The sequence below is a fragment of the Arthrobacter sp. zg-Y877 genome, assembly GCF_030373105.1.
Lineage (GTDB): Bacteria > Actinomycetota > Actinomycetes > Actinomycetales > Micrococcaceae > Arthrobacter_B.
The window spans coordinates 144,751-169,569 of the sequence record NZ_JAUCPU010000001.1 but is presented as its reverse complement, the minus strand read 5'-3'; the positions used below and the strand labels follow the sequence as shown (position 1 = coordinate 169,569).

Here is a 24,819-nt window from a genome sequence, read left to right as displayed (position 1 = left end):
GGTACGGCCGGTCCCCCGGCACGGCAATCAACTACAGGACCAAACCGAAACCGAGGTAGGGCAGTTGGCCCATTACGTGATCATGGGGTGCGGGCGCGTCGGCGTCAGCCTCGCGCATACCCTGGATAATGCCGGCCATTCGGTCGCCATCATCGACCAGGACGAGCGGGCTTTCCGCCGGCTCCGGCAGACGTTCACCGGACGAAAGGTGACCGGCGTCGGCTTTGACCGCGAGACGCTGAAGGCGGCGGGCATCGAAGAGGCGTACGCCTTCGCCGCTGTGTCCAGCGGTGACAACTCCAACATCCTGGCCACCCGGGTGGCCCGCGAGACCTTCCACGTCGGCCACGTCGTCGCACGCATCTACGATCCGGGACGCGCGGAAATCTACCAGCGCCTCGGTATTCCCACGGTCGCCGCTGTGCGGTGGAGCGCTGACCAGGTGCTGCGCCGGATCCTGCCGGAGCAGAGCATCAACGGTGACTTCCGCGAATCCTCCGGCCGGCTGATCCTCGGTGAGCTGTCCCTGCATGAAGGCTGGCTGGGCCGCTCGCTGGGAAGCATCGAGACCGCAGCGGGTGTCCGGATTGCCTACATCACCCGGTTCGGGGAAGGAATCCTCCCGCGCCCGGACAGCAGCTATCAGGAAGGTGATGTCCTGCACGCCATGATGTCCGTGGACCGCACAGCCGAAATCAGCAAGATCCTGTCCAAGGAACCAGCCAAGGAGTCCCTGTGAAAGTTGTGATTGCCGGCGCCGGCAGCGTGGGATCGTCCATTGCCAAGGAGCTGTTGGGCCACGGCCACGATGTGCTGCTGATTGATGAGAAACCCGAATGTGTGGGCCGCAGCGGCCTGCGCGGAGCGCGGTGGCTCATCGGCGACGCCTGCGAGCTGACCACGTTGAAGGACGCGCTCCTGGAGGAAGCCGACGTCGTGGTTTCAGCCACCGGCGATGACAAGGTCAACCTTGTGGTCTCGCTGCTGGCGAAAAGCGAATTCGGCGTGGCGCGGACCGTGGGCCGCGTCAACAATCCCAAGAACGACTGGATGTTCGACGATTCCTGGGGTGTGGACGTAGCCGTGAACACGCCGCGCCTGATGACCGCACTGGTGGAGGAAGCCGTGGAAATCGGCGACCTGGTCCGGCTGCTGACCCTTCAGACGGGTGTGTCTTCCATGGTGGAGTTCACTGTTCCTACGGATTCGCACCTGACGGGCCGGACCCTGGGTTCCATCGACTGGCCCCTGGATGCCACGGTGGTTGCGATCCTGCGGGACGACGCCCCGATCACGCCCAGCAACGACGACGTCGTGGAGCCGGGAGACGAGCTGTTCTTCATCACCACCATCGCGGCCGAAGACGAGCTGCGGGCGGTCCTGTCCCCCGCGGCCGCCGAGGCAACCGCGAAAGCGCGTCAGGACTCCGGCGGGGCCGTGGAAGCCGAACCTGTGGAACCGGCGGCCGGCACAACGGCCGACGGCTTGGAAACAACCCAGGCCAGCCAGAGCCCGAGCGCGTAGAGCGGAACACCCATGGCCAGGCGCATGGTGCCCAGCGCTGCGACATTGCCCGCCAGGTAGAGCGGAAGCTGGACGGCCAGGCGCAGGGCAAAGACCCCGACAATGATCCAGCTGGCCCACATGTAGGCGCGCAGCCGCACGGGCACGGTACGCCACTCCAGGTTTTCGCCGCGGATGAAACCGAACAGCAGGCCGGCGACGGGCCATTTCACCGCGATGGAGACCAGGAACGCCAGGATGTACGCGCCGTTCACGTAGAACCCGGGAACGAAGAACGTGGCCCCGTCCCCGCTGCGCAGTGCCACGAAGGCGCAGATGGCCACCCCGGCCACTCCCGTGAGGGACTGCATCAGGGGACGCCGCTGAACGAGGTTGGCCACCGAGAAGACGGCAGCGGCGGCCACGGCGGCACCGAGTGCGAGGTTCAGCTCCGCCCCGACGGTGTAAAGCAGGGTGAACAGCAGCCCGGGAACGATCGCCTCGGCCAGTCCACGGACCCCGCCCACGGACTTGAGCACGTCGATCTGTCCGTCGTCACGGCGTTCGACGCCGGATTTGGCGGCGTACTGCCCGGCCAGCTGGTTCAGGTCCGGCTGGCCGTCGTCCGGCCGCTGGGGTGTGCTCATGCGTCGGCCTCCGGGCGTCCAATGATTTCGTATCGCGGGTTAAAGATCGTGGGCCGGCCGTCAACGTCGGAGACCATGCCTTCGAAGGCCAGATAGGTGCCGGCTTCGATTCCCGGCACCCGCCGCTGCCCTACCCAGACCAGCCGCACCTTGGGCCGCGGGGCCAGCTGGTTTTCGCGGTACGCGGCCATCGAGTCCTCCACCACGGCGGTGAACCGGGGCGGGTCGTTGGCCGGCACCACGGTGATGGCCGAAACATAGCCGCGGCAATAGGCCCGGCCGCGGCCGGGCAGGGTCTTGATGCTGGCGCAGTGGGTGGAAGCGGATGCTGCTGGCACAAACTAGCCGATCGTCGTGATTTCAGGGCCGCGCTCCGGCGCTGCCGGCTTTGCGGTGTCCTTGGCACGCGGGAGCGGGGACGCGTCGCGGGGCAGCCGCAGCTGCAGCAGGTCACGAGGCGGCAGAGGCTGCTCGCCCCGGACCACAACCACATTGCGGAAGACTTCCTCCAGCGGACCGGCGGCATCCGGGTTCATCGCTGCCGGACCGCCGAACACGCCGCGCAGGAACCAGCGGGGACCGTCGACACCAACGAAGCGGGCCACACGGTATCCCTTGGACCCGTCCTGGGCCTGGGCCGGTACCTTGGCCAGCAGCTCGGTGCCGAAGGTCCCGGTGAGCTCGTCCACGGTGCCGCCCTGGGAGCCGACCGATGTGCCGATCTGCTCACGGATGTCGTCCCAGAGGGTCTCCGAACGCGGGGCGGCGAAAGCCTGCAGCTGGAGGCTGGACCCTTCCAGGTCCAGGGTCACGGCAACCACGCGCTGGGTCTTCTCCTCGACTTCCAGCCGCAGCTGCAGGCCCTGGGAAGCGGCAATCCGGAGTGCGCCCAGATCAACGTAGCCCTCCTCGGAGGGACGCTCACTCAGATCGTAGGGACCGCCTGCGGCCGGAGCCTGCACGGCGTCACCGGAGTCACTGGCGGAGCCGGTCTCTGCCGTGGATGTCTCACCGGCGGTTTCCGCAGCTGTTTCCACAGCTGCGTCCTCTGCCTTGGATTTCTTACGGCGCCCAAATGCCATAACCAGGTTCCTTCTCTCTCATCTGCAAGTTCTTAGTATGGCCGCCGGCTGCTGCCGGCCGTCCGGTTACCCGGACGGCGTAAAGCGGGTCAGGCCGGAACGGCGGTGAATCCACCGGTGGATCCGAACCCGCCGGCGCCGCGGACGGAATCCGGCAGCTCGTCCACGGGAACAAATTCAGCGGTTTCCACCCGTTGGATCACCAGCTGGGCAATCCGGTCGCCGCGCTGCAGGGTCACCGGCTGCGTGAGGTCGGTGTTGATCAGGGTGACGGAAATTTCCCCGCGGTAGCCCGCGTCCACGGTGCCGGGGGCATTCACGATGCTCACCCCGTGCTTGGTGGCCAGTCCGGACCGGGGATGTACGAACGCTGCGTAGCCGAAAGGCAGGGCCAGCGAAACACCGGTGGGAATCAGTTGGCGTTCCCCCGGAGCAAGGGTGAAATCGATCCGGGAGCGGAGGTCCGCTCCGGCATCGCCGGGGTGCGCGTACGACGGCGGTTCCAGGCCGTCGTCGAGCATTTTGAGCTGTACCTTCAGGGTTGTCCCTGCACCTTGCACCAGTTTCTCCGGTTTCCATTGATATCCATAGACTGCCAGCTGCTGCAGCCTGGGGAGGCTGCTCGGGCGGTGTGGCATTCGGGGACGGCGTCCGGGCGGGCGGAGCCGCCGGGGCCGGCCCCCGGCCAACCCACCACACTTTAGCGCGTTTTCCTGTACGGGAGCCGGGCTGCGTGGTACCGGCACGGCGCGGGATGAAAGAAGCTGCCAAAGGTGAAAAGCTGGAGGTATGTCATCCCCTTCTGCAAAAAGCTCCGCCGACACCGTGGTGTACAGCGAACGCCTCACGCCTTCCTTCGGAATCTGGTTCATTGCGGCCGCACTTGCCGCCGCCTGCATCCTGGTCTTTATACCCATCAGTGTCGGAGCCGGCATCACGGCGGCCGTCGTCGCCGCGCTCATCCTGGCCGTGCTGCTGGTGATCTCCACTCCCCTGATCCGGGTCACCCCTGACACCCTGCAGGTGGGCCGGGCGCAGATCGAGCGCCGCTTCATCGGCAAGGTCGAAGCCTTCCGCGGCGAAGACGCCACCATGCAGCGCGGTCCCGGACTCAACGCCACCGCCTACATGTGCATCCGGGGCTGGATTTCGCCGGTCGTCCGCATCGAAATCACCGACCCGGCGGACCGCACGCCGTACTGGCTCACGTCCACCCGCCGGCCCGAGAAGCTGGTCGAAGCACTCACTTCCGGCCGCTGACCTACCCCCTGCAGTCCACGCAGTAAAGCATTCCGTCTTTTTCCAGGGCTATCTGTGAACGGTGCCGGACCAGGAAACAGGAGGCACACGTGAATTCGTCCGCCTGTGCAGGGAGGATGCGCACCAGCACCTCCTCGGTGGAGAGCTCGGCGCCGGGCAGCTCGTACCCGTCGGCGGCCTCCGCCTCGTCCTCGTCCACCACCGCGGACTGCGGGTCGTGACGCCGGGTCCGGAGCGCCGCTACCGGCTCCTCGCCGGCCTCTTCCTCGGTCTTGCGGGGGGCGTCATAATCCGTCGCCATAATGTCTTGTCTCGCCGTCCGGTTGTCTGGTCTTCGCTGCTGTCAGGGCCCTTGCGGCGGACCGGCTGCCCGGACCCGCATCATGACCCGCAGATAGCAACGCCACGGGTACCTGTTTTGTGCCCGTAACGCAGAGATTTTTACCTACCCCACGTCAAAAAGCGAACCGGACCCAGTTCGGACACGCGTTTGGTCCCGCGGATGATGTCCCGCCGGGCCTTCCAAAACCGCCACACCCGGGCAAAGCTTAGGTTTTCACCGCTGGGGATGGCATTGTTTCAAGAAGGAATTGCTATCGGGTGGAGGACTTTTTGATGCAGGATCTACGGCTGGTGGGTGTCCATGAAGGTGGCGAACATCTGCTGTTAAGCGGCAAGGGCGGGGAAACCTTCCGCCTTCGGATTGACGAAGCCCTCCGGGTGGCGGCCTCGCGTCCCACACACCGGTCCGCGCCGCAGGCTGCTCCGTCAGCAGGCGCCGGCATGAGCCCGCGGGATATCCAGGCCCGGATCCGCTCCGGTGCCAGCGCAGAAGAGGTGGCCGAGCTTTCCGGCCACGATCTTGCCCACATCCGCCGCTACGAGGGTCCGGTCCTCGCCGAACGCGAATACGTCGCAGGGCAGGCCCGGGCCGTGGAAGTGGCAGCCCCGATGTCCGCCACCAACGACGGCTACCGCAGCACCTTCGGGGAGAACCCGGTAAACCTCGGGGACATGGTGATCCACCGGCTGCGCTCATTCGGTGTTGACCCGGATTCTGTCGAGTGGGACGCCTGGCGCCGCCCGGACGGCACCTGGGAAGTTGTGGCCCGCTTCGCGTTGACCGAGAAATCCCGCGTCGCCATCGGCGAAGAACCGCCCGCCCGCTGGATTTTCAGCCCGCTGCGCAAGAGCGTCACCAACACCAACCGCTGGGCACAGGTGCTCAGCGAACTGGAACCGCTGGACACCCCCGTGCCCACCCGCCGGCTCACCGCCGTCGCGGACCGCGTCTTCGATTTCGAAGCCGAAGGCGGCGCACCTGACACGGACGGGATCCTCGACGTCCTGAGGTCCCGGCGCGGCCAGCGGCTGGGCAGCGACGAAGACGGCGACGACGCACTGGCGAGCCTGCTCTCCAAGGGCACCGTTCCTGCGGCACACCCGCGGGACGGCAGCGCCGACACGGACGAAGAGGATGTCAAGCGTCCGCGTACCGGCCGGCTTACCCTTGCACCGTCCGTCGACTCCGCGGACACCGAGGACCCGGTTGATCCGGTGGCCCTTCCCGGAAGCGTGACCCAGACCCGCGAAATCAGCGTGCTGGCCCGTCCGTTCCGCCGCCGTCCGGCACGCACTGAGGAGCCGGCTGCCGCCGACGAGCCCGCTGCCGATCTGCCGGCAGACCCCGGGCCCGAGGTTGCGGAGGAAGCAGCACCTGTTGAACCGGCATCCACCGCCCGGAAGAACGCCGGGCGCGATTTCCCCTGGGACCGCCTCCCCAACGGTGGACGGGGCCAGCGGCCGGAGGACGCCGACGCCGATAAGGGCGAAGCCAAGGATGAGGGCTCGCAGGAACGGCGCTCCATCAAACCGAAGCGCTCCTCGGTTCCCTCGTGGGACGAGATTGTCTTCGGCACCAAGGGCGACTAGCTCCTGCCATCGACGGGGGTCCTGCCGGGCCCGGGTCCCGGGAGGACTCTGGTTGAGTAGTCGAACTGTTCATATGGTGCTTGATGTACGCAGTACATCCACCGGAACAGGGAGTATCACCCGTGACCACCATCGGCATTCTTGGCGCCGGCCAGGCGGGAAGCACACTTGCCCGCGCGGCGATCGCAGCCGGTTATGACATCGTCATTGCCAACTCGCGGGGACCGGCGACACTGAAGGAACTCGTCAGTGAGCTGGGCCCGCGGGCGCGCGCCGCAAGCGCGGCCGATGCGGCGGAGGCAGGGGACTTCGCGTTCACTGCTTTCCCGTACTCGCCCTCCGACCGGCTTCCGGTTCAGGAACTTGCGGGAAAGGTCGTGATCGACAACAACAATTACATGGTCTGGCGGGACGGAAACTATCCCGAGGTCGACTCGGGCCGCAAAACCATTCATGAGCTGCGCCAGGAGCAACTGCCGGACTCAAAGGTCGCCAAGGCGTTCTCGCACATCCAGTTCCACGAGCGTTTCTCCCTCAGGGTCCCCAGTGACGCGCTGCCGGGCCTGTTCCGCCTGGCGAGGCCGGCCGGGGCGCCGGACCGAAAGGCGTTGGTCGTCTCGAGCAACTACCCCGACGCCGTCGAGCTGGTGACCCGGTTCTACGACGATCTTGGGTTCGACGCCGTCGACAACAGTCCCTTGAGTGAATCGTGGCGCAGTGCGCCCGGCACCCCCATGTGGCGCCACCATGTCGACGGACAAAGCCGCGCCGAACTCATCCACAACCTGCAGTTGGCCCAGCGGATCGAAAGCCGGCTCAAGGAACGGTCTGCCTATCGCCCCGGCTGAACGCGCTGGGCCTAAAGCGGGAACCGCTCCGCCGTGGACTCCACGGAGCACACCGGCCCCTGGGCCTGCTCGAGGGCGGCCGCCTGCTGCGCCGTAACCCTGCGCATATAGTGCCGGCGGCAGAGCGTCTCATAGCCGACTACGGGTCCTGCGGCCTCCGTGCCCGCCGGGGATCCAGTGCCTTCGGCACCCATCAGGTCGCCGGCGTCGAACAGGGGCTGATCGTCGAATAAGGGCCGGTCCTCGAACAGGGGCTCATGCTCAACCGGAGGGTGGCCGGTTTCGGCGGCGGCTGAAGGGGTGCGGGACTCGACGTCGCCCACCACCACCTGGTCCCCCTCGGTCACCATCACGCCGTCGACGGTCCGCGCGTTGTGGGTCGCCCGCCGGCCGCACCAGCACAGGGCCCGCACCTGGAGGACCTCCATGCGGTCTGCGAGTTCCACGAGGCGCTGCGAGCCGGGGAAGAGCCGCGTCCTGAAGTCGGAGGTGATGCCGAAGGCAAACACGTCAATGTCCATTTCGTCCACGATGGAGGCCAGCTGCTCGACCTGTTCGGCGCTGTAGAACTGTGCCTCATCGCAGATGACGTAATCCACGTTGTGCCCGGATTCCCGGCAGGTCCGTACCTCGGCCCAGAAGTCCGTGTCATCACGGACTTCGACGGCCGGAGTCTGCAGTCCGAGGCGGCTGGAAATCATCGATTCCCCTGCGCGGTCATTGCGGCTGAACAGGATCCCGCCGCGCCCGCGGGCACTGTGGTTGTAGTCCATCTGGAGTGCGAGCGTCGACTTGCCGCAGTCCATGGTGCCGGAGAAAAAGACCAGTTCGGCCATGGCTACTTCCCGCCCTGCGTCGTGGAGGACTTGTTTTTGCGTTGTTCGGGCTGCGCGAGGACCAGCAGGGGAACCTCGCACTCCGCACGCGTCAGGGAACCGTGCTGGCCAGTGACGTCCAGTGCCGTGGCGGCGACCCTGCGGGTGTCGAACAGGGCAATGGGCTCGCGCGCGGCAATCATGAGGTCACCAATGCGGGGCAGCACGGCAGCGTCCACGCCGGGCCCGAAATAGCCGGCCTGGACGGCTTCGTCCCGGGTGAACACCCAGGCCCGGGTGCCATAGGCGGCCTGCCACGCGGCCTTGAGCCGGTCAAGCGCACCGGAGCCTGCATCCGGTTCCAGGTACAGGTGAACCATCCGCGGCTCCCCCGCCGTATGCCGGACCCCGTCGATCAGTGCCGGCTGCGTGCTGAAGTCGAACCGCTGCGTCACTGGAACGTCCACCATGCCGTGGTCCGCGGTCAGGAGCACCAGGGTGCCGGCCGGTACCCGGGCCACGAGCCGTTTCAGGGCGCTGTCGAGTTCTTCCAGCTCGTTGCCCCACTCCGGAGAGGCCGCGCCGTACCGGTGTCCGGCCTTGTCCAGCTCGTTCCAGTACAGGTACATAAGCATGCTGTCCGCGCCGGCCAGTGCGTCGACGGCGGCGGAGACCCGGGCGTGCACACCGGTCGCCGGGATGAACGTGCCGCCCCGGAGCGCGGCACGGGTCAGCGGCGACTCGGCGAACCGGGGAAGGCTGACCGTGGCGACCGGAAGGTGTTCAGCGGCCTTCTCGAGGATGGTGGGATAGGGCTGCCACTTCAACGGATCGACTCCTGCATCCCAGGACCCGAGCATGTTGACCACTTTGTCCTGTTCAGGATCCAGGACGTCGTAGCCCACCAGTCCGTGCCGGCCGGGGGCAAGCCCGGTGCCCAGGGATGCCAGTGACGCCACGGTGGTGGTGGGGAAGGACGCGCTGAGGGTGCGGGCGGTGGGCAGGAAACCCTTGAGGAACGGGGCGTGGCCCGCACGCTTCCGAAGCAGTGACAGGCCCAGCCCGTCCACCATAACCACGCAGACCCGGCGGGCTGCGGGCAGGGAGAGCCGGTTTTCGTAGCCCGGCACACCCAGCACCGCCGCAGCGCTGGACAGCACGTCGGCTACGGAACGGTTTCCGTAGGCCGGCGCGGCGGGCAGGGATTCAGGGACGGAGGGGATTGCTGCCACGGCGTCAGCGCTGCGGGTGGGCACGGTTGAAGCGTCCCCCGATGCCGGGCATGCGCTGGCGGGGATCACCGCCGTCCACCGGCCGGGGAACCGCAGTGGTATCGGTGTTGACCTTGCGCAGGGCCCGGGCGAAGGCCTTCGCGTTCTTCACCGCCTGCGCGCCGTCCGCTTCCGCACTGACGCGGAGCACAATGTCCTCCTGTGCAATGTTTCCGGTGTAGCCGTGGTCCGCATCGCACTGCGGATCCGCACAGCCGGCCGGGCCCATGTCCAGGCGCTGTCCGCCGGACCAGGCGATGGCGAGGGTCATTTCACGCGCCGGGTCGGAGGGCTTGTAGTTCTGCGGCTGCGCATACATGTACCCGAGCACCACCGAGCGGATCTGCGTCACGGGTACGGACTCGGTGGAGACCTGCGCCATCATCTGCTCACCGGCGTCGTCGAGCTGCTGGTCATCCACGTGTGTGATCACCAGCATGTCCTCGGTCAGGACCAGGACGGTGATGTGGCGGTGCACCTCGGTACGCTCAAAATGCGTTTCAAGGTGGATCAGGTGGGAAAGCGGTTCGCGTCCGTCCAGGGCATCGTGGACCACGTCGGCCAAAAGCGTCGGATAGAAGCCTGCCCGTTCCATGGAGGCGTCAAGACTGCGGCGTTCAGCGGAAAGTAACGGCGACATGGTTCCAGTTTCCCCCAGACCGCCCCTTCATGCCTAAATGGCGCGCGGGTGGACCAGCAGATCAGTCGCGCATTGCCCGCCGGGCGCTGTCGGTCCGCCGCTGCGGGTGGCCCAGCCGAATGTCGGCACTCAGTACCGTCACGCCGCCGGCCGACACCAGGACCGGGTTGATTTCGATCAGGGCAATCTGCGGGTGCTGGTCCTTGAGGACAGCCAGCCGGGCGATGAGGTCCTCCAGCCCCGCTATGTCGGCTTCGGGCAGGCCCTGGTAGCCGAGCAGTTTCGCGGCGGCGCGGGGAGTGCGCACCAGATCGGAAATGTCGCGGTCCGTAAGCGGCGGCACACCGTGCGCCCAGTCGTCCAGCAGGGCGGTCGCGTCGCCGGCAAGGCCGAAGGAGATCACCGGACCCAGCAGTGGATCTTCGATGGCGCGGATCCGGCAGCCCTGCCCGCTGACAGCCATGGACTGGACCTCCATGGCGAAGTCACCATAACGCTGCAGCGCCTGGTGCATCTGTTCGATATTGGTCCGCAGCGCCTCGGGGGTGGCGATGTTCAGCCGCACCCCGCCAAGATCCAGACGGTGGCGCAGGTGCCCGTCCCGGGTCTTCACCGCAACGGGCCAGCCCAGCAGATCTGCGGCGGCCACGGCTTCGTCCGGTGTGTCGAAACCGACCGCGGGCAGTACGGTGACGCCGTAGAAGTCCAGCAGCTTGGCCGTCTGCTCCGGGTCCAGCCGGGTCAGGGTGTCCCCTTCCACGCTGTCCATCAGTGATTCGATCCAGGCGTTTGCTCCCTCGGAGTCCACGCCGGCCGGTTCAACGAAGCTGCCGTGGTCCCGGTTGGCCCATTCGGTGTAGCGCACCACTGCCGCCAGGGCGGTGACCGCTGCTCCGGGGCTGCTGAAGCATGGCAGGCCTCCCCCTGGAAGATCGGGGTCGGCGGCAAGCAGGCCCTCGACGTGGGCCCGGGGATCCACGATCCCGGTAAAGGCCGCAACCAGCGGCTTGCCGGTTGCCTGCACGCATTCGGCCAGGGCCGCCGCTATCGCTTCGGTCCGCAGTCCCGGCGCCGGGAGGATCGCGACGACGCCGGCGTCCACGGCGTCGTCGGACAGTACCTCGGTGACCGTCCGGCGCAGCTGCGGCAGGGCTACGCTCATGCCCGTGTCCAGGGCCAGATCCGTCTCCAGGCGGGTGATATCCAGGTCGAGCCCGGTGCAGGCATCGGCCAGGACCCGGCCCAGCGCTGCCGAATTGCTGAACACGGCCACCCGGCGTCCGCGCGGCAGCGGCTGGCTGACGGCAATCTGGGCCACGTCGATCAGCTGTTCGTTGGTGCTCACCCGGATGACGCCGGATTGGCGCAGCATCGCGTCCAGTGCACCGGGAGGCGCCTGCGTGGTCCGCACGGCGTGGCCCGGCGGAAGCTGGAGGCCGGTTACGTCCGACTTGGCGACAATGACCGGTTTGGTGCGGGCCAGCCGGCGTGCCAGCCGGGAGAACTTACGCGGGTTGCCCACCGACTCGAGGTACATCGCGACAACCCGCGTATCGGCGTCGTCCTCCCAATACTGCATGGCGTCATTTCCGGAGACATCAGCCCGGTTGCCCGCGGAGATGGTGGAGGACAAGCCGAGGGCACGGCGCTGGGCGGTGGCGTACAGCAGCACGCCGATGGCAGCGGACTGGCTGAACAGCCCCAGTCCCCCGCGCTTGGGCAGGGCCGGCGCCATGGAAGCGTTCAGGGACACGTCCGGACGCGTGTTGATCAGGCCCAGCGACGCCGGCCCGACCACCCGCATGCCGTGCGCGCGGGCCCGGCGGACCAGGTCACGCTGCCGGGCCAGGCCCTCGGGTCCCTTAGGACCGAAGCCCGCGGTGACCACCAGCAGGGCCTTCACACCCGCCGCGGCGCATTCGTCCGCTACTTCGAGGACCTGCCCGTACGGGACGGCAATAACGGCCAGCTGCACGGTTTCCGGCACGTCGGCGATCCGGCTGTAGGAGATCATGCCGGCCAGTTCGAAGGCTTCCGGATTGATGGCATACACCGAACCCTTGAAGCCGCCTTCGATGATGTGTTCCAGGAGCTGGTACCCCACCGAACCCCATTCGCGGCTGGCACCGATGACGGCGATCGACGACGGCGAGAGCAGGTCCGCGACGCTGCGGGCCTCGGCGCGGTGCTCGCGGGCTTCCATGACCGCCAGCGACTTCTCCGTGGGGTCGATATTGAAGTCCAGGGCGATCACGCCGTCGTCAAAGTGCCGTCGGACCTCGTACCCGGCGTCCGCGAACACGTCGATCATCTTCCGGTTTTCGGGCAGGACCTCGGCGGAGAAGCGGCGGATGCCGTTTTCCCGGGCGGCGGCGGCAAGGTGTTCCAGCAGGATGGACCCCAGTCCGCGGCCCTGGTGGTCGTCGGAAATGTTGAAGGCGACCTCAGCTTCGGTGGGATCGTCCAGGCGGTCGTAGCGGCCGATGCCGATAATTTCGTCACCTATGGTGATGACAAAGGCCACACGGTTCCGGTAATCGACGTTGGTGAAGCGCTCCAGCTCCTTGTTGGTGAGCTTAGCCTTGTAAGTGAAGAACCGGAGGTAGATGGAGCTCTGTGACTGCCGCATATGGAACGCCTGCAGCGCCTGTGCATCCGAGGGGGAAACGGGCCGCAGATGGCCCGTGCCTCCGTCACGCAACACGACGTCGGCTTCCCAATATTCGGGGTAATGTCCCTGCTCCACCATAGACTCAGAGTAGTGGGCATTCTTCCCCAGAGTCATCTGCCCACTCCGTACTGCGTTATCCAATACTGCGTGATTCCGTACTGCGTGAGCCAGTACTGCGCGATCCACTACTGTGTGATTCAGTTCCCTACCACTGCGAGGACCCGACAACAGCATGGCCCGGCGCCAATCCGTCTCCAAGTCCGTACCCGGCGAAGTGATCGCCGAGAACATCATCGACATAGACGTCACCACCGAGATGGAAGGCTCCTTCCTGGAGTACGCCTATTCGGTGATCTACTCGCGTGCCCTTCCTGATGCGCGCGATGGGCTCAAGCCTGTCCAGCGGCGCATCCTGTACATGATGTCCGACATGGGGCTGCGCCCCGACCGCGGGCATGTGAAGTCCGCCCGCGTGGTGGGCGAGGTGATGGGCAAGCTGCACCCCCACGGAGACACGGCCATTTACGACGCCATGGTGCGCATGGCCCAGGACTGGGCGCTGCGGCTGCCGCTGATTGACGGACACGGCAACTTCGGCTCGCTCGACGACGGCCCGGCCGCCGCCCGCTATACCGAGGCACGGCTGGCCGCGCCCGCCCTGTCCATGACGGACCACCTGGACGAAGACGTAGTGGACTTCGTTCCAAACTATGACAACCAGCTCCAGCAGCCCGAAGTGCTGCCCGCGGCTTTCCCCAACCTGCTGGTCAACGGCACCACCGGCATTGCCGTGGGTATGGCCACCAACATGGCCCCGCACAACCTGGGCGAGGTGATTGCCGCCACGCAGCACCTGATCGCCAATCCCGACGCCGGCCTGGACGAGCTGATGCGTTTTATCCCGGGACCCGACCTGCCGACCGGCGGGCGCATTGTGGGCCTGGACGGCATCCGCGATGCCTATGCCACCGGCCGTGGCTCGTTCAAGACGCGCGCCAAGGTGGAGGTGGAGCAGCTCACCGCACGCCGCACCGGCCTGGTGGTCACCGAACTGCCCTACATGGTCGGCCCTGAAAAGGTCATCGAAAAAATCAAGGACGCAGTGACGTCCAAGAAGCTGCAGGGCATCTCCGACATTGTGGACCTGACGGACCGCAGCCACGGGCTGCGCCTGGTGATTGAACTGAAGAACGGCTTCAATCCCAACGCCGTGCTGGCCCAGCTGTACAAGTTCACCCCCATCGAGGATTCCTTCGGCATCAACAACGTCACCTTGGTGGACGGCCAGCCCCGGACCCTGGGCCTGGTCGAGCTGCTGCAGGTCTACGTTGCGCACCGCCTGGGCGTGGTCCGCCGCCGCACTGCCTACCGGCTGGGACGCAAGAAGGACCGGCTGCACCTGGTCGAAGGCCTGCTGATCGCCATTGTGGACATCGACGAGGTCATCCAGATCATCCGGTCCTCGGATGAAACCGCCCAGGCACGGGAACGGCTGATGGCGGTCTACGACCTGACCGAAATCCAGGCCAGCCACATTCTGGAGCTGCGCCTGCGGCAGCTGACCAAATACTCCCGCATCGAGCTCGAGAAGGAACAGGACGAGCTGCGGAAAGCCATCGAGGAGCTTGAGGCCATCCTGGGCTCCGAACAGCGGCTGCGTGCCCTGGTGTCCTCGGAACTGGGCGAGGTCGCCGCAAAGTACGCCACGCCGCGGCGCACGGTCCTGCTTGAATCGGAAGCCGCCGCTCCCCTGAAGGGCGCTGCGGTAACCGCCGCAGCCGGAGCCGCCGGCAAGGGCGCCAAGGCGGTCCTGCCGCTGGAAATCGCGGACGATCCCTGCTGGGCCATCCTGTCCGCCTCGGGCCAGGTGGCCCGCACGTCGGACCAGGAACCGCTGGTCGAAGGCGGGCAGCGGGTGCGCCACGACGTGTTCCGTTCGGTGGTGAAGACCACCGCGCGCGGAGAGATCGGCGCACTCACCTCCTCGGGCCGGATGATCCGCATCTCCGTCCTGGACCTGCCTTCCCTGCCCCCGACCGCCGGACTGCCCAACCTTGCCGGCGGCGTCCCGGTCAAGGACTTCATGACCCTGGGCAAGGGCGAGAAGCTGGTCGGGCTCGTTCCGCTGAACGCCGTGCTGGCCATTGGCACCCGGAACGGTGTGGTCAAGCGGGTCAACCCCGACTACCCCCTCAACCGGGATGACTGGGAAGCCATCACGCTCAAGCCCAAGGACGAAGTGATCGGGGTGTCCGTCGCCGCCGAGGAGACCGATGAGCTGGTCTTCATCACCCGCTCCGCGCAGCTGCTGCACTTCCCTGCCTCCACGGTCCGCGCGCAGGGCCGCACGGCGGGTGGCGTGGCCGGGATCAAGCTGGCGGCCGACGACGCCGCCGTGTTCTTCGGTACCGTGGCCGCTGACGATCCGGACGCCGTCGTCGTGACCGTTTCCACCACCACCGAGGCACTGCCGGGCACGCCCGGCGGGTCGGTGAAGGTCACGCCGTTCGCCGAGTACCCGGCGAAGGGCCGCGCCACGGCGGGTGTCCGGGCACACCGGTTCCTGAAGGGTGAGGATTCCCTCGCGGTGGCCTGGGCCGGGCACGGTCCGGCAAAGGCCTCGGCCGCCAACGGCGTGGCCCGGGCACTGCCCACCGAGCACGGACGCCGGGACGGATCCGGTGTGCCGCTGGCCAACGCGGTGGACAGCGTCGGGCCAAGCCTGGGCTGACAGTCCACCTGGGCTTAACGGGGCCGGGCCGGTCCGCGGAGCGTTACGCTCCACGGACCGGCCCGGTTTTTTGTCTATCTATAGGACTCCTATTTGCCGAAACTGCGCAGCCGCAGGGAGTTGCCCACCACCAGCACCGAGCTCGCCGCCATGGCGGCGCCGGCGATCATCGGGTTAAGCAGCCCGAACGCTGCCACCGGGATGCCCACCGCGTTGTAGAAAAACGCCCAAAAGAGGTTGGTCTTGATGGTCGCCAGGGTCCGCCGGGAGAGTTCGACGGCGGTGGCCACCTGTCCCAGGCTGCTGCCCATCACGGTCAGGTCAGCTGCTTCCATGGCAACGTCGGTGCCCGATCCCATGGCAATGCCCAGGTCCGCCTGTGCCAGTGCGGCGGCGTCGTTCACGCCGTCCCCGGCCATCGCCACGGTGCGGCCCTGAGCCTGGAGCCGCCGGACGGCGTCGACCTTCCCTTCCGGACGGACATCGGCCAGCACATCCTCCGCCGGAATCCCGACCTGTTCCGCGACCTGGGCGGCCACCACCGCGTTGTCCCCGGTCAGCAGCACCGGGTGCAGACCCAGGCTGCGGAACCGTGCGATGGCTGCCGCGGAGCCCTCCTTAATGGTGTCCTGCAGGCTGATGATGGCCACGGCCCGGTGATCGACCGCCACCAGGACGGCAGTGGCTCCCGTTTCCTGCTCTTTCCGCAGTGCGGCGTAGGCAGTGTCCGGCAGGTCAACCCCGTTCTCGTCCAGCCAGGCCGGACGTCCGGCAACAATGAGGTGTCCCTCGACGGTGCCGCGGACTCCCCCGCCCGGAGCCGAATCAAACCCGGTAACCGGTGCCGTGCCCGGCCCGAACCGGGCGGACGCGGCGACGGCCCGGGCAATCGGGTGCTCCCCCGCGTCTTCCACCGAGCCGGCCAGGCGCAGCAGGCTGTCCGCGGTGAGGTCCGCTGCAGCACTATCCAACAGCCGGATCCGGGCCACGGACAGCCGGCCCGAGGTGATGGTGCCGGTCTTGTCCAGCACAATGGTGTCCACCGTGCGGGTGTCCTCCAGCACCTGGGCGCCCTTGATGAGGATGCCCAACTGCGCGCCGCGGCCCGTTCCGGTCAGCAGGCCCACCGGGGTGGCGAGGCCGAGGGCACAGGGGCAGGCAATGACCAGCACCGTGACGGCGGCGGTGAAGGCTGCCTGCAGGTCGCCCGTCAAGACCATCCACAACACAAAGGTCAGGACGGCGATCCCGAGTACCACCGGAACAAAGACGGCACTGATCCGGTCCGCGAGCCGCGCGATCGGGGCCTTGGAAGATTGGGCGTCACTGACCAGGCGGCCCATCTGCGCCAGGGTCGTCTCGCTGCCGATCCTTGTGGCCCGCACCAGCAGCCGGCCGGAGGTGTTGATCGTGGCCCCCGTGACCGGGCTGTCCACGTCCACCTCCACGGGCAGGGATTCCCCGGTGATCAGGGAAGCGTCCACTGCGGAACGTCCCTCCACCACCACGCCGTCAGCCGGGATCTTTTCCCCGGGACGGACAACGAAAACCTCACCCACTGCCAGCCGGTCCGCCGGAATGCGGATTTCCTGCCCGTCCCGCAGGACCGTTGCGTCCTTTGCGCCCAGATTCAGCAGGGCCTTCAGCGCATCCGTTGCCTTGGTTTTGGCGTTGGCCTCCAGGTAGCGGCCCAGCAGCAGGAAGGTGACCACCACGGAGGCGACCTCGAAGTACAGGTGCGGGTCCGTGCCCATGCCCGGATCCGCGGTGAGACCCGGGTCCACGGCCAGCTGGCCTACCGAGAAGAGGTAGGACGCAGCGACGCCGAGGGAGACCAGGGTGTCCATGGTGGAAGCCAGGTGCCGGGCATTGATGGCCGCGGCCCGGTGGAAGGGCCAGGCGGACCAGGTCACCACCGGCAGGGCGAGCAGGGCGGCCACCCATCCCCAGTTCGGGAACCCGAGGGCGGGAACCATGGAGATCAGCAGGACCGGAACGCTCAGGACGGCAGCGAGGATCAGCCGGGGCCGAAGCTGCGCTGCGGTTCCGCCGTGGGACAGGTGGTCCTCATGGGACATTGTGTCGCCGTGGTGCATTTGGTCCTGATGGGAGTGGTCCCCGTGGGGCACGCCGGCACCATGCCCGTGCTGCGGGGCGGCGGTGCGGTGTTTCACCTTGGCGGTGTACCCGGCGGCATTCACCGCGTCTACGATCTGCTGGTCCGTCACCGATGCAGGCACAGTAACCTGGGCACTTTCCAGCGGGAGGTTGACCGCCGCATGCACGCCGTCGATCTTTCCAAGTTTGCGTTCCACCCGCGCAACACAGGAAGCGCAGGTCATCCCCTGGATCTCGAGGTCAACTGCCCTGTGGTCCGCTTCTTCGCGAGTGTCCATCGTGGTTCCCTCCATTACTTTCTGTCCGTAGGCCGCACCGGGGCCGCTTCCACGCACCGGCTAGGCGTCGGCGTCGACCACCAGATAGCCGGCCTCAGCTACTGCTTCTCCGAGTTCAGCCGCCGTGAGGCTTCGGCTCGCGGTGACGGTCGCGGTGGAGATGCCCCCGGCGTTCAGGTCAACCGAAACACTGTTGACGCCGTCGAGCGCCTCGAGTTCCTCGGTCACCGAGGCGACGCAGTGTCCGCAGGTCATTCCGGAAATGTTCAGCGTGGTGGTTTCCATGTTTTTAGTTCTTCCTCTGGTTTGGATGAATCGGGTGCCGGGTGCCGGGTGCCGGATGCCGGATGCCGGGCGCTAGCGCAGCAGCCGGCCGATGGCGTCGGCGGCTTCCTGGACCTTTGCCGTGACAATCTCGGGGTTGCCCGTCCGTTCGGATTCCTGCGCCGCGTCCACCATGCAGTGCGACATGTGATCCTGGACCAGCCCCAGGCTGACCGCGTGCAGCGCCTTGTTGATGGCGGCGATCTGGGTGAGGATGTCGATGCAGTATTTGTCCTCTTCGACCATGCGGGCGATACCCCGCACCTGTCCCTCGATCCGGCGCAGCCGGCGGAGGTAGGCGTCTTTATCAGATGTGTAACCGTGCGGCCCGTCGTGGGATTCCACGGGTTCCGGAACGTTCTGTGTCACTGAGTCCATTGCCTCTGCTCCTGTCCTTGGCTGCCTCCAAGTTATACCCTGCCGGGGTATCGGTTCAAGTACCCCTAGGGGGTATTTATTCCCGAAGCGGCGGTGTTCTGCCAGTAAGGTGGAGTCCGTGGCGCACAGTGAACTCTCGACAGCAAGCCAGGACTACCTCAAGGTCATCTGGACCGCACAGGAATGGACCGATGAGCCCCTGACCGTGTCCGCGCTGTCGGCGCACATGGGCTTCTCGCCGTCGTCGGTCTCCGAGGCCGTGAAGAAGCTGACCGGCCAGGGCCTGGTGACGCACGCGCGCTACGGATCCATTGCGCTGACGGATGCAGGCCAAAAAGCCGCTGTGGGCATGGTGCGCCGCCACCGCCTGATTGAAACGTTCCTGGTCCAGTACCTGGGCTACGGCTGGGACGAGGTCCATGACGAGGCGGAGCATCTGGAACATGCTGTCTCGGACAAAATGGTTGATGCACTGGCTGAGCGCCTCGGCCATCCGGTCCGCGACCCGCATGGCGATCCGATTCCCGCCGGCGACGGGAGTTTCCCCGTGCTGGACGCCTTCCGGCTAAGCCGCTGCGAGCCGGGCACCCGGGGCCTGGTGGCCCGCGTATCGGACAATGACCCCGAGCTTCTGCGCTATATTGCCGGCCTGGGCCTTCACCTGGACACCGTGGTGTCGGTGGTGCAGCGCCAACCCTATGCCGGCACGATCACCATCGAGACCGGCGGCCGCGCCCTGGACCTGGGCCTGCCCGCAGCGGAAGCCATCTGGATCCTGCCCGCCGCCGATGCAGTGGTGTCTTCGTCCCGCTAGGGGACGTGCCTGTCCCTGTTCTGTCCCTAGAGCACCGTCTTGTCGAAGACCACTTCCCGGTGCGTGGGCCGGTAGCCCAGGCTTTCGTACAGGCCCAGGGCCCCCGAGGGGTTCTCCGTGTCGACGCCCAGGGTGGCGTTGTCCATGCCGCCCTTGCGGAAGCGCCGCATTGCCTCGCGCAGCATGGCCGGAGCCAGTTTCCGGCCCCGCCAGTCCCGCCGGACGCCAAGGAGCATGGTGTAGCCCTCCTTGTAGCCGTGGATGTCCTTGCTCTCCGGATCAAAGCTGGCCAACTGGTAGGCGGCCACTTCACCGGAGGCGGTGTCGATGACGGCAAAGCTCCATTTCGGCCGGAACTGCGGATGGTCCACGGTGAATCCCCAGCGCTCCTTGTTGCGGGGCTCGCTGCCCCAGTGGTCCCGGAACGCCTCATTATGGGCCAGCCGCACGGCGTCGGAAATCTCCGCATCGAAGGTCCGGAACTCCATTCCCTCCGGCAGCTCCGCGTCCGGCAGGTCGCCTGCCAGCGGCCGGGTCATCTCGGTGAAGTACCGGACCACTTCCGCCCCCTCGGACTGCAGCAGTGCCACTTGTGAGGCATTGGATTCCTCTGCGTAGGTGCGCAGGACACCATGCTTCCGGTGTTCGGTCAGCAGCCGCTGGCGCAGCCGGGTTTCCTGCCAGCGGTAGACCTGCGCGCCGATGCCGCGGCGCCGCCACTGCGGATCCACGCCGCCGAAGCCGGAGCCGGTTTCGGAGCCGGGGTTCAGGGCGATCCGGCCGTAGGCGCGGGCGGTCCCGGCCTTATCCAGTCCGATCAGGGTGTCCTGCGCAGGGTCTCCAGAGGTGGTTTCCAGCGCCTGTTCCAGATCGCGGCGGTCCTCCACCCATGCCGGTTTGTCGGCGTCCGCCATCCGCCGGATCAGCGCATGCCAGGCGTCGACGTCGTCGTCCGCAATGGACCGCCAGCGGAGGCCGGTTTCCGGCCCGGGAAGCACAGGTGGGGAGGGCGTCTGCATCCACCCACCCTAGGACATCAGCACCGCTCCCAGTGAGACCTCCCGCCCACACCAGGCGGCATCGGCCGGATTATGCGTAACCACCACGACGGCCTTGCCGGCCAAACCCGATTTCAGGTCCGCCATCAGCTGCGCTCCCGCTTCCGCGTCCAGATGGGCCGTGGGTTCATCGAGCAGGACGACGTCGGCTTCCGAAAGCAGTGCCCGGGCGACGGCCAGCCGTTGGCGCTGGCCGCCCGAGAGGAAATGACCGCCCGCCCCAATGGGAGTATCCAGCCCTTCAGGCAGTGTGTCGAACAGCGGCCCCAGCCCGACGGCGCGGAGGGATCCGATCATTTCCGCTTCGTTCGGGGCGAGTGCACGGTCCCGGGCCAGGAGCAGATTGCCCCGCAGGCTGGAGTCGAAGAGATGCGCCTCCTGGGGGCACCACGCCATCCGGCGGGCGGCGGGCGGCAGTGTCCCGGCGGGGACGCCGTTGATGAGGTAGGAGCCGCTGCGCGGCGGCAGGAAGCCCAGCAGAACGCCCAGCAGCGTGGATTTGCCGCTGCCGGAGGGGCCGGTGACGGCAACCCACTCCCCTGCCGCGACGTGCAGGTCCACTCCCGTCAGCACGTCCTCGGGTGCGCCGGGATAGCGGTAGCGGATGCCGGTCAGCTGCAGGTCCTCCACCTTGCCGAACCGCTTCCGGGCCGCGGTTTCCTCCGCAGTGTCATCGGCGGCAACCTCCTCGCTGCCCAGGTCGGGCAGCACCTTGTCGCCCAGGGTGCGCCACGCGGCGAACTGCTGGATGGAGCCGTTGACGGCAACAAAAGGTTCGATCAGCGCGAGCTGGACCAGCACGACGACGGCGGCCACGGTGGCGTGCGATCCCTGCGAGGCACTGAGCATGTAGAGCGCGGCGAGGGAGCAGGCCAGGGCCGTGACGGCGTTGGCGAGGCCCTGTGCCCAGGCGCTGCGGCGGACCGCCTTGGCAGCAGCGGCTTCGAATTCCTCCTGCCGGGCCAGGACCGGTCCGGAACTGGCATTGGCTTCCAGATCCTGTGCGGCCGTGAGCAGGCGGGCCATCGAGGACATGGACCGGGCCTGCAGGTTTACCGTGGCGGCGCGGGCCGCGGAGTCGGCGAACAGGGCCAGCAGCGGGGCAACCACCATTCCCACTACGCACAGTGCCACCTGCACTACCAGGCCTTCCGGGACCAGCAGCCAGGTCACCACGCAGGCGCCGGCGGCAGTCAACAGGCCGGTCAAGGGCGCAAAGACCACCCGGGGCGCAATGTCCCGCAGTTCGTCCACATCACCCACCAGGCGTTCCAGGGCACCGGAGCCGCGCGCCACCCGGCGCCAGCCCTCGGGCCGCTGCAGCAGTCCGTTCCACAGCCGCACCCGCAGCACATTGGTGGCGCGGAAGACGGCGTCATGCAGGGACAGCCGCTCCAGATAGCGCAGCAGGGCGCGGCCGATGCCGAAGAACCGCACACCCACAATGGCCATGAGCAGGTACAGGATCGGCGGCTGCTCGGACGCCCGGACAATCAGCCAGGCGGACAGCGCCGTCAGGGCGACGGCGAACATGGTGGCGCCGGTGCCCAGCACCAGGGCAAGGACAAACTGTTTGCTCCAGGGCTTCAGCACCAGGAGGTTCTTCCAGAGGGGCTGATGAACTTGCTGGTCCGCGGCGGCTGTCCGCGTGCCGGGCGCGCCGCCGCCCGTGTCCACACCGGCATGCGCCGGCTCGACGCCGCCGGCAGCCGGAACTGCTGCCGGGGCCATCCCGGCCGGGTCCGCTATCGCAGCGTGTTTTCCCCGAACCCGGCGCTGGGGTCCGGTGACGGCCGTCTCGACGGGGATAACGACGTCGGCGATCGCCGCGGTGGCGGCATCATGGGCAACCATCAGCACGGTGACCGTGCCCCGGAGCCGGGAAAGTGCGGCCCGGACCGACGAGGCACTTTGCGCATCGAGGTGCGCCGTGGGTTCGTCCGCGAGCAGGATCCGGACCTCGGGACGGGCGGCGATCCGGGCCAGCGCACGCGCCACAGCCACCCGGCGCTGCTCCCCGGGGCTCAGGTCCCCGGCGGCGGCATCCAAAAGGTGGACGGCATGGATCTGTTCCAGTGCGGCCCGGGCGGCGGCACGGCCCGGGCTTTCGCCGGCGTCCCATCCTCCGGCAGTGCCGCTCCCGGCAGCCGGGAAGCCCGCGTAGAGGGCGATCTCCTCCGCAACGGTGTCCTCGACCAGCACGGGATGCTGCGGGATCCAGGCCTGCGAGGCAGGGCCGATCCCGTTGACGGAACCGGCCAGCCGGGTGTCACCGCCGTCGCGGCGCAGACCGGCCAGGACCTCAAGGACGGACGTTTTTCCTGCACCGCTCGGTCCGGTCAGCGCGGCGATGGTCCCTGCGGGCACCGTGAAACTGAGGTTCTCCACCGCCGGCTGCGGCCGTCCCTCGTACGTGATGGTCAGGTCCCGGACCTGCAGCTCCACACTTCCGGTATCCACTGCCAGCGGCCGGGCTTCGGGCGCCTTCAGTACCGCATTGGTCCGGTTCAATGCCTCGAGGCCGTCCTCACTGGCGTGGTGGGCGGTGCCCAGGTCGCGCAGCGGCTGGTAGCACTCGGGCGCCAGGATCAGTGCCAGCAGCCCCAGTTCCAGCGGCATGCCGCCGTGCACCAGCCGGACACCGATGAACACGGCCACCAGCGCCACCGAGATGGTGGCAATCAGTTCCAGGGCCAGCGAGGACATAAACGCCACCCGCAGGGTCGCCAGGGTGGTGACCCGGTAGCGGTCGGCCACGTCCCGCAGTGCCCGGGTCTGTGCCCGGGCCCGGCCCAGGCCCACCAGCACGGGCAGGCCCCTGGCCAGTTCAAGCATGTTGTCCGAGAGCCGGTTCAGTGCGTCCACGGCGGCTTCGGTCTTGTCCTCGGTGTGCAGGCCGATCAGGATCATAAACACCGGGATAAGGGGAACGGTCAGCACGATCGTGACTGCACTGACCCAGTCTGCGGCCAGGATGCGGGCTCCCACCAGCAGGGGCACGACGGCGCAGGTCACCAGGGCGGGCAGGTACTTGGAGTAGTAGTTGTCCAGTCCATCCAGGCCGCGCGTCAGCAAAACGCTCAGCGCGCCGCTGCCCATCCCCGGGACCGTGCCGCCGTCGGCCAGCACCCGAACGGACAGCTGACGGCGCAGCTCGTCCTTGACACCCGCGGCCGCCCGCTGAGCCACCGTGTCCTGGCCCCAGACGGCTACGGAGCGCAGCACGGCGCCCGCGGCACCGAGGAGGAACACCCGGTTCCAGTCGGGCCCGCCGGCTGCCAGTCCGGCGATACCGCCGGCCACGGCATCGGCCAGCAGGACCAGTCCCGCGGCCTTGACGGCGGCAAGCAGCCCGAGGAGGTACAGCGCCCGGCGGCTGGTGGCGCTGACCGGCAGTACCGGTTTCACTGGTTCTTGAAGCTGTGGGGGGCGGGGATTGCCTCGGCGGAGACCCGCTTACGGAACACCCAATAGGTCCAGCCCTGGTACAGCACCACCACCGGCAGGCCGAACAAGGCTACCCAGCTCATGACCTTCAGGGCGTAGGGCGAGGCGGACGCATTTTCCACCGTCAGGTTCCAGGCGGCATCGAGCGTGGAGGGCAGTACCACGGGGTACATGGAGGCGAAGATGGTCGCTGCTCCGGCCACCAGGAAGACGCCGAGGCTGATGAAGCCCAGACCCTCACGGCCCCGCCGCACGTAGATCCAGGCCAGGAGGGCTCCCACCACCGCAATCACCAGCAGGGGCAGCGTCCCAACCTTGGCATTCATGAACTGCACAATGATGGCCCACGCCGCCAGCGGCAGGATGCCGACGGGCAGCCAGCGCAGCACGATGCGCCGGGCACGGTCCCGGATCTCTCCGTCGGTCTTGAGCATCAGGAAGACACACGCATGGATCAGGCAGAAAGCCACCACGGCGACTCCGCCCAGAACTGCGTACGGAGTCAGCCAGGCAAACGCCCCGCCCACCCGGTCGCCGTTCTCGTTCAGCGGCAGTCCGGTGGTGGTCAGGCCAAGTGCGGCGCCGACGCCGAAGGCGGCCGTGAACGCACCTAGGGCATGTGCCCAGTCCCAGCGGTTGCGCCAGCTCTCGCTGTCATGCTTGCCGCGGTATTCGATGGAGACGGCCCGGAAGATGAGTCCGAGCAGGACGAAGACCAGCGGGACATAGAGAGCGGAGAACAACGAGGCGTACCACAGGGGGAAGGCCGCGAAAGTCATCGCGCCGACCGTGATCAGCCAGACTTCATTGCCGTCCCACACCGGGCCGATGGTGTTGAGCAGCACCCGGCGGTCCTTCTCATTGCGGGCCATCAGCTTCAAGAGCATGCCCACCCCCAGGTCGAATCCCTCCAGGAAGAGGTAACCGACCCAGAGGAACGCAATCACAATGAACCAGAAAAGCGGTAGCGACATTACTTTCAGAGCTCCAGAAATGCCGGCA

At 67.3% G+C, this 24,819-nt stretch carries 22 protein-coding genes; 7 read left to right on the top strand and 15 right to left on the bottom strand.

Translation table 11 applies throughout. From position 1 onward, the window contains the following. The first annotated feature begins 64 nt into the window (after nucleotides 1–64). Nucleotides 65–739, top strand: coding sequence for a potassium channel family protein (locus tag QNO03_RS00735; RefSeq protein WP_229947707.1), 675 nt, complete (start codon nucleotides 65–67; stop codon nucleotides 737–739). Continuing rightward, entirely contained in the window at nucleotides 736–1,524 is a 789-nt protein-coding gene (locus QNO03_RS00730; RefSeq protein WP_289601346.1) for a potassium channel family protein, read from the top strand. Before QNO03_RS00735 ends, QNO03_RS00730 begins: the two co-directional genes overlap by 4 nt. Here the strand turns inward: QNO03_RS00730 and QNO03_RS00725 are convergent. The 4 genes from QNO03_RS00725 to dut all read right to left on the bottom strand — a co-directional run bounded on the left by QNO03_RS00725 (nucleotide 1,419) and on the right by dut (nucleotide 3,795). Further along, nucleotides 1,419–2,150 carry a DUF3159 domain-containing protein gene (locus QNO03_RS00725; protein ID WP_289601344.1) on the bottom strand — a complete coding sequence of 244 codons (732 nt, stop codon included), beginning with the start codon at nucleotides 2,148–2,150 and terminating at the stop codon, nucleotides 1,419–1,421. The two genes, QNO03_RS00730 and QNO03_RS00725, sit on opposite strands and share 106 nt — an antisense overlap. After that, nucleotides 2,147–2,488: a single stranded DNA-binding domain-containing protein gene (locus QNO03_RS00720; protein WP_289601342.1), complete on the bottom strand. Its 342-nt coding sequence runs from the start codon at nucleotides 2,486–2,488 to the stop codon at nucleotides 2,147–2,149. The genes QNO03_RS00725 and QNO03_RS00720 overlap by 4 nt, the downstream gene beginning before the upstream one ends. A 3-nt stretch (nucleotides 2,489–2,491) precedes the next feature. Beyond that, a complete protein-coding gene (locus QNO03_RS00715; protein ID WP_289601341.1) occupies nucleotides 2,492–3,232 on the bottom strand; it encodes a DUF3710 domain-containing protein in 741 nt (246 codons plus the stop codon). A gap of 89 nt (nucleotides 3,233–3,321) precedes the next feature. Continuing rightward, nucleotides 3,322–3,795, bottom strand: coding sequence for a dUTP diphosphatase (gene dut / locus QNO03_RS00710; RefSeq protein WP_269437816.1), 474 nt, complete (start codon nucleotides 3,793–3,795; stop codon nucleotides 3,322–3,324). A gap of 226 nt (nucleotides 3,796–4,021) precedes the next feature. Here dut and QNO03_RS00705 point away from each other — a divergent pair, with 226 nt between their 5' ends. Continuing rightward, complete coding sequence (locus QNO03_RS00705) at nucleotides 4,022–4,492, top strand: DUF3093 domain-containing protein (protein ID WP_229947697.1); 471 nt, start codon at nucleotides 4,022–4,024, stop codon at nucleotides 4,490–4,492. 1 nt (nucleotide 4,493) lies between these two features. Here QNO03_RS00705 and QNO03_RS00700 read toward each other — a convergent pair whose 3' ends face one another. Next, entirely contained in the window at nucleotides 4,494–4,793 is a 300-nt protein-coding gene (locus QNO03_RS00700) for a DUF4193 domain-containing protein (RefSeq protein ID WP_289601340.1), read from the bottom strand. 314 nt (nucleotides 4,794–5,107) lie between these two features. Here QNO03_RS00700 and sepH point away from each other — a divergent pair, with 314 nt between their 5' ends. Continuing rightward, nucleotides 5,108–6,424: a septation protein SepH gene (gene sepH, locus QNO03_RS00695; protein WP_289601339.1), complete on the top strand. Its 1,317-nt coding sequence runs from the start codon at nucleotides 5,108–5,110 to the stop codon at nucleotides 6,422–6,424. A 122-nt stretch (nucleotides 6,425–6,546) separates the two neighbouring features. Beyond that, the gene (locus QNO03_RS00690) at nucleotides 6,547–7,272 is read left to right on the top strand and encodes an NADPH-dependent F420 reductase (protein ID WP_289601337.1); all 726 of its coding nucleotides are present in this window, start codon (nucleotides 6,547–6,549) and stop codon (nucleotides 7,270–7,272) included. Nucleotides 7,273–7,283: 11 nt separating this feature from the next. On the opposite strand, the gene QNO03_RS00685 is transcribed toward QNO03_RS00690, so the two are convergent. From QNO03_RS00685 to QNO03_RS00670, 4 genes are all read right to left on the bottom strand, one after another. Beyond that, the gene (locus tag QNO03_RS00685) at nucleotides 7,284–8,108 is read right to left on the bottom strand and encodes a thymidine kinase (RefSeq protein WP_289601335.1); all 825 of its coding nucleotides are present in this window, start codon (nucleotides 8,106–8,108) and stop codon (nucleotides 7,284–7,286) included. Nucleotides 8,109–8,110: 2 nt separating this feature from the next. Next, the gene (locus QNO03_RS00680; RefSeq protein WP_289601334.1) at nucleotides 8,111–9,343 is read right to left on the bottom strand and encodes an alkaline phosphatase family protein; all 1,233 of its coding nucleotides are present in this window, start codon (nucleotides 9,341–9,343) and stop codon (nucleotides 8,111–8,113) included. Beyond that, nucleotides 9,324–9,998, bottom strand: a complete 675-nt coding sequence (locus QNO03_RS00675; RefSeq protein ID WP_289601333.1) for a DUF5998 family protein — start codon at nucleotides 9,996–9,998, stop codon at nucleotides 9,324–9,326. The genes QNO03_RS00680 and QNO03_RS00675 overlap by 20 nt, the downstream gene beginning before the upstream one ends. 61 nt (nucleotides 9,999–10,059) lie before the next feature. Next, the gene (locus QNO03_RS00670) at nucleotides 10,060–12,747 is read right to left on the bottom strand and encodes a bifunctional acetate--CoA ligase family protein/GNAT family N-acetyltransferase (RefSeq protein ID WP_289601331.1); all 2,688 of its coding nucleotides are present in this window, start codon (nucleotides 12,745–12,747) and stop codon (nucleotides 10,060–10,062) included. A 154-nt stretch (nucleotides 12,748–12,901) separates the two neighbouring features. On the opposite strand from QNO03_RS00670, the gene QNO03_RS00665 reads away from it, so the two are divergent. Next, a complete protein-coding gene (locus tag QNO03_RS00665) occupies nucleotides 12,902–15,400 on the top strand; it encodes a DNA gyrase/topoisomerase IV subunit A (protein WP_289601330.1) in 2,499 nt (832 codons plus the stop codon). An 89-nt stretch (nucleotides 15,401–15,489) separates the two neighbouring features. Here the strand turns inward: QNO03_RS00665 and QNO03_RS00660 are convergent, their stop codons facing one another. The 3 genes from QNO03_RS00660 to QNO03_RS00650 form a co-directional block, all read right to left on the bottom strand. Next, a complete protein-coding gene (locus QNO03_RS00660; RefSeq protein ID WP_289601328.1) occupies nucleotides 15,490–17,796 on the bottom strand; it encodes a heavy metal translocating P-type ATPase in 2,307 nt (768 codons plus the stop codon). Nucleotides 17,797–17,856: 60 nt separating this feature from the next. After that, the gene (locus tag QNO03_RS00655; protein ID WP_289601327.1) at nucleotides 17,857–18,081 is read right to left on the bottom strand and encodes a heavy-metal-associated domain-containing protein; all 225 of its coding nucleotides are present in this window, start codon (nucleotides 18,079–18,081) and stop codon (nucleotides 17,857–17,859) included. 72 nt (nucleotides 18,082–18,153) lie between these two features. Continuing rightward, nucleotides 18,154–18,498, bottom strand: a complete 345-nt coding sequence (locus tag QNO03_RS00650; RefSeq protein ID WP_289601326.1) for a metal-sensitive transcriptional regulator — start codon at nucleotides 18,496–18,498, stop codon at nucleotides 18,154–18,156. 118 nt (nucleotides 18,499–18,616) lie between these two features. Here QNO03_RS00650 and QNO03_RS00645 point away from each other — a divergent pair, with 118 nt between their 5' ends. Next, nucleotides 18,617–19,312, top strand: a complete 696-nt coding sequence (locus QNO03_RS00645) for a metal-dependent transcriptional regulator (protein WP_289601325.1) — start codon at nucleotides 18,617–18,619, stop codon at nucleotides 19,310–19,312. A gap of 26 nt (nucleotides 19,313–19,338) precedes the next feature. Here the strand turns inward: QNO03_RS00645 and QNO03_RS00640 are convergent, their stop codons facing one another. Genes QNO03_RS00640 through cydB form a run of 3 tightly spaced genes read right to left on the bottom strand, consistent with a single transcriptional unit; the run spans nucleotide 19,339 to nucleotide 24,791 of the window. After that, nucleotides 19,339–20,331, bottom strand: a complete 993-nt coding sequence (locus QNO03_RS00640; RefSeq protein ID WP_289601323.1) for a GNAT family N-acetyltransferase — start codon at nucleotides 20,329–20,331, stop codon at nucleotides 19,339–19,341. Between the two features lie 9 nt (nucleotides 20,332–20,340). After that, on the bottom strand, nucleotides 20,341–23,778 hold the full coding sequence (gene cydD, locus QNO03_RS00635; RefSeq protein WP_289601322.1) for a thiol reductant ABC exporter subunit CydD: 3,438 nt from the start codon (nucleotides 23,776–23,778) through the stop codon (nucleotides 20,341–20,343). Continuing rightward, nucleotides 23,775–24,791 carry a cytochrome d ubiquinol oxidase subunit II gene (gene cydB, locus QNO03_RS00630; RefSeq protein ID WP_289601321.1) on the bottom strand — a complete coding sequence of 339 codons (1,017 nt, stop codon included), beginning with the start codon at nucleotides 24,789–24,791 and terminating at the stop codon, nucleotides 23,775–23,777. Before cydB ends, cydD begins: the two co-directional genes overlap by 4 nt. Nucleotides 24,792–24,819 lie beyond the last annotated feature (28 nt).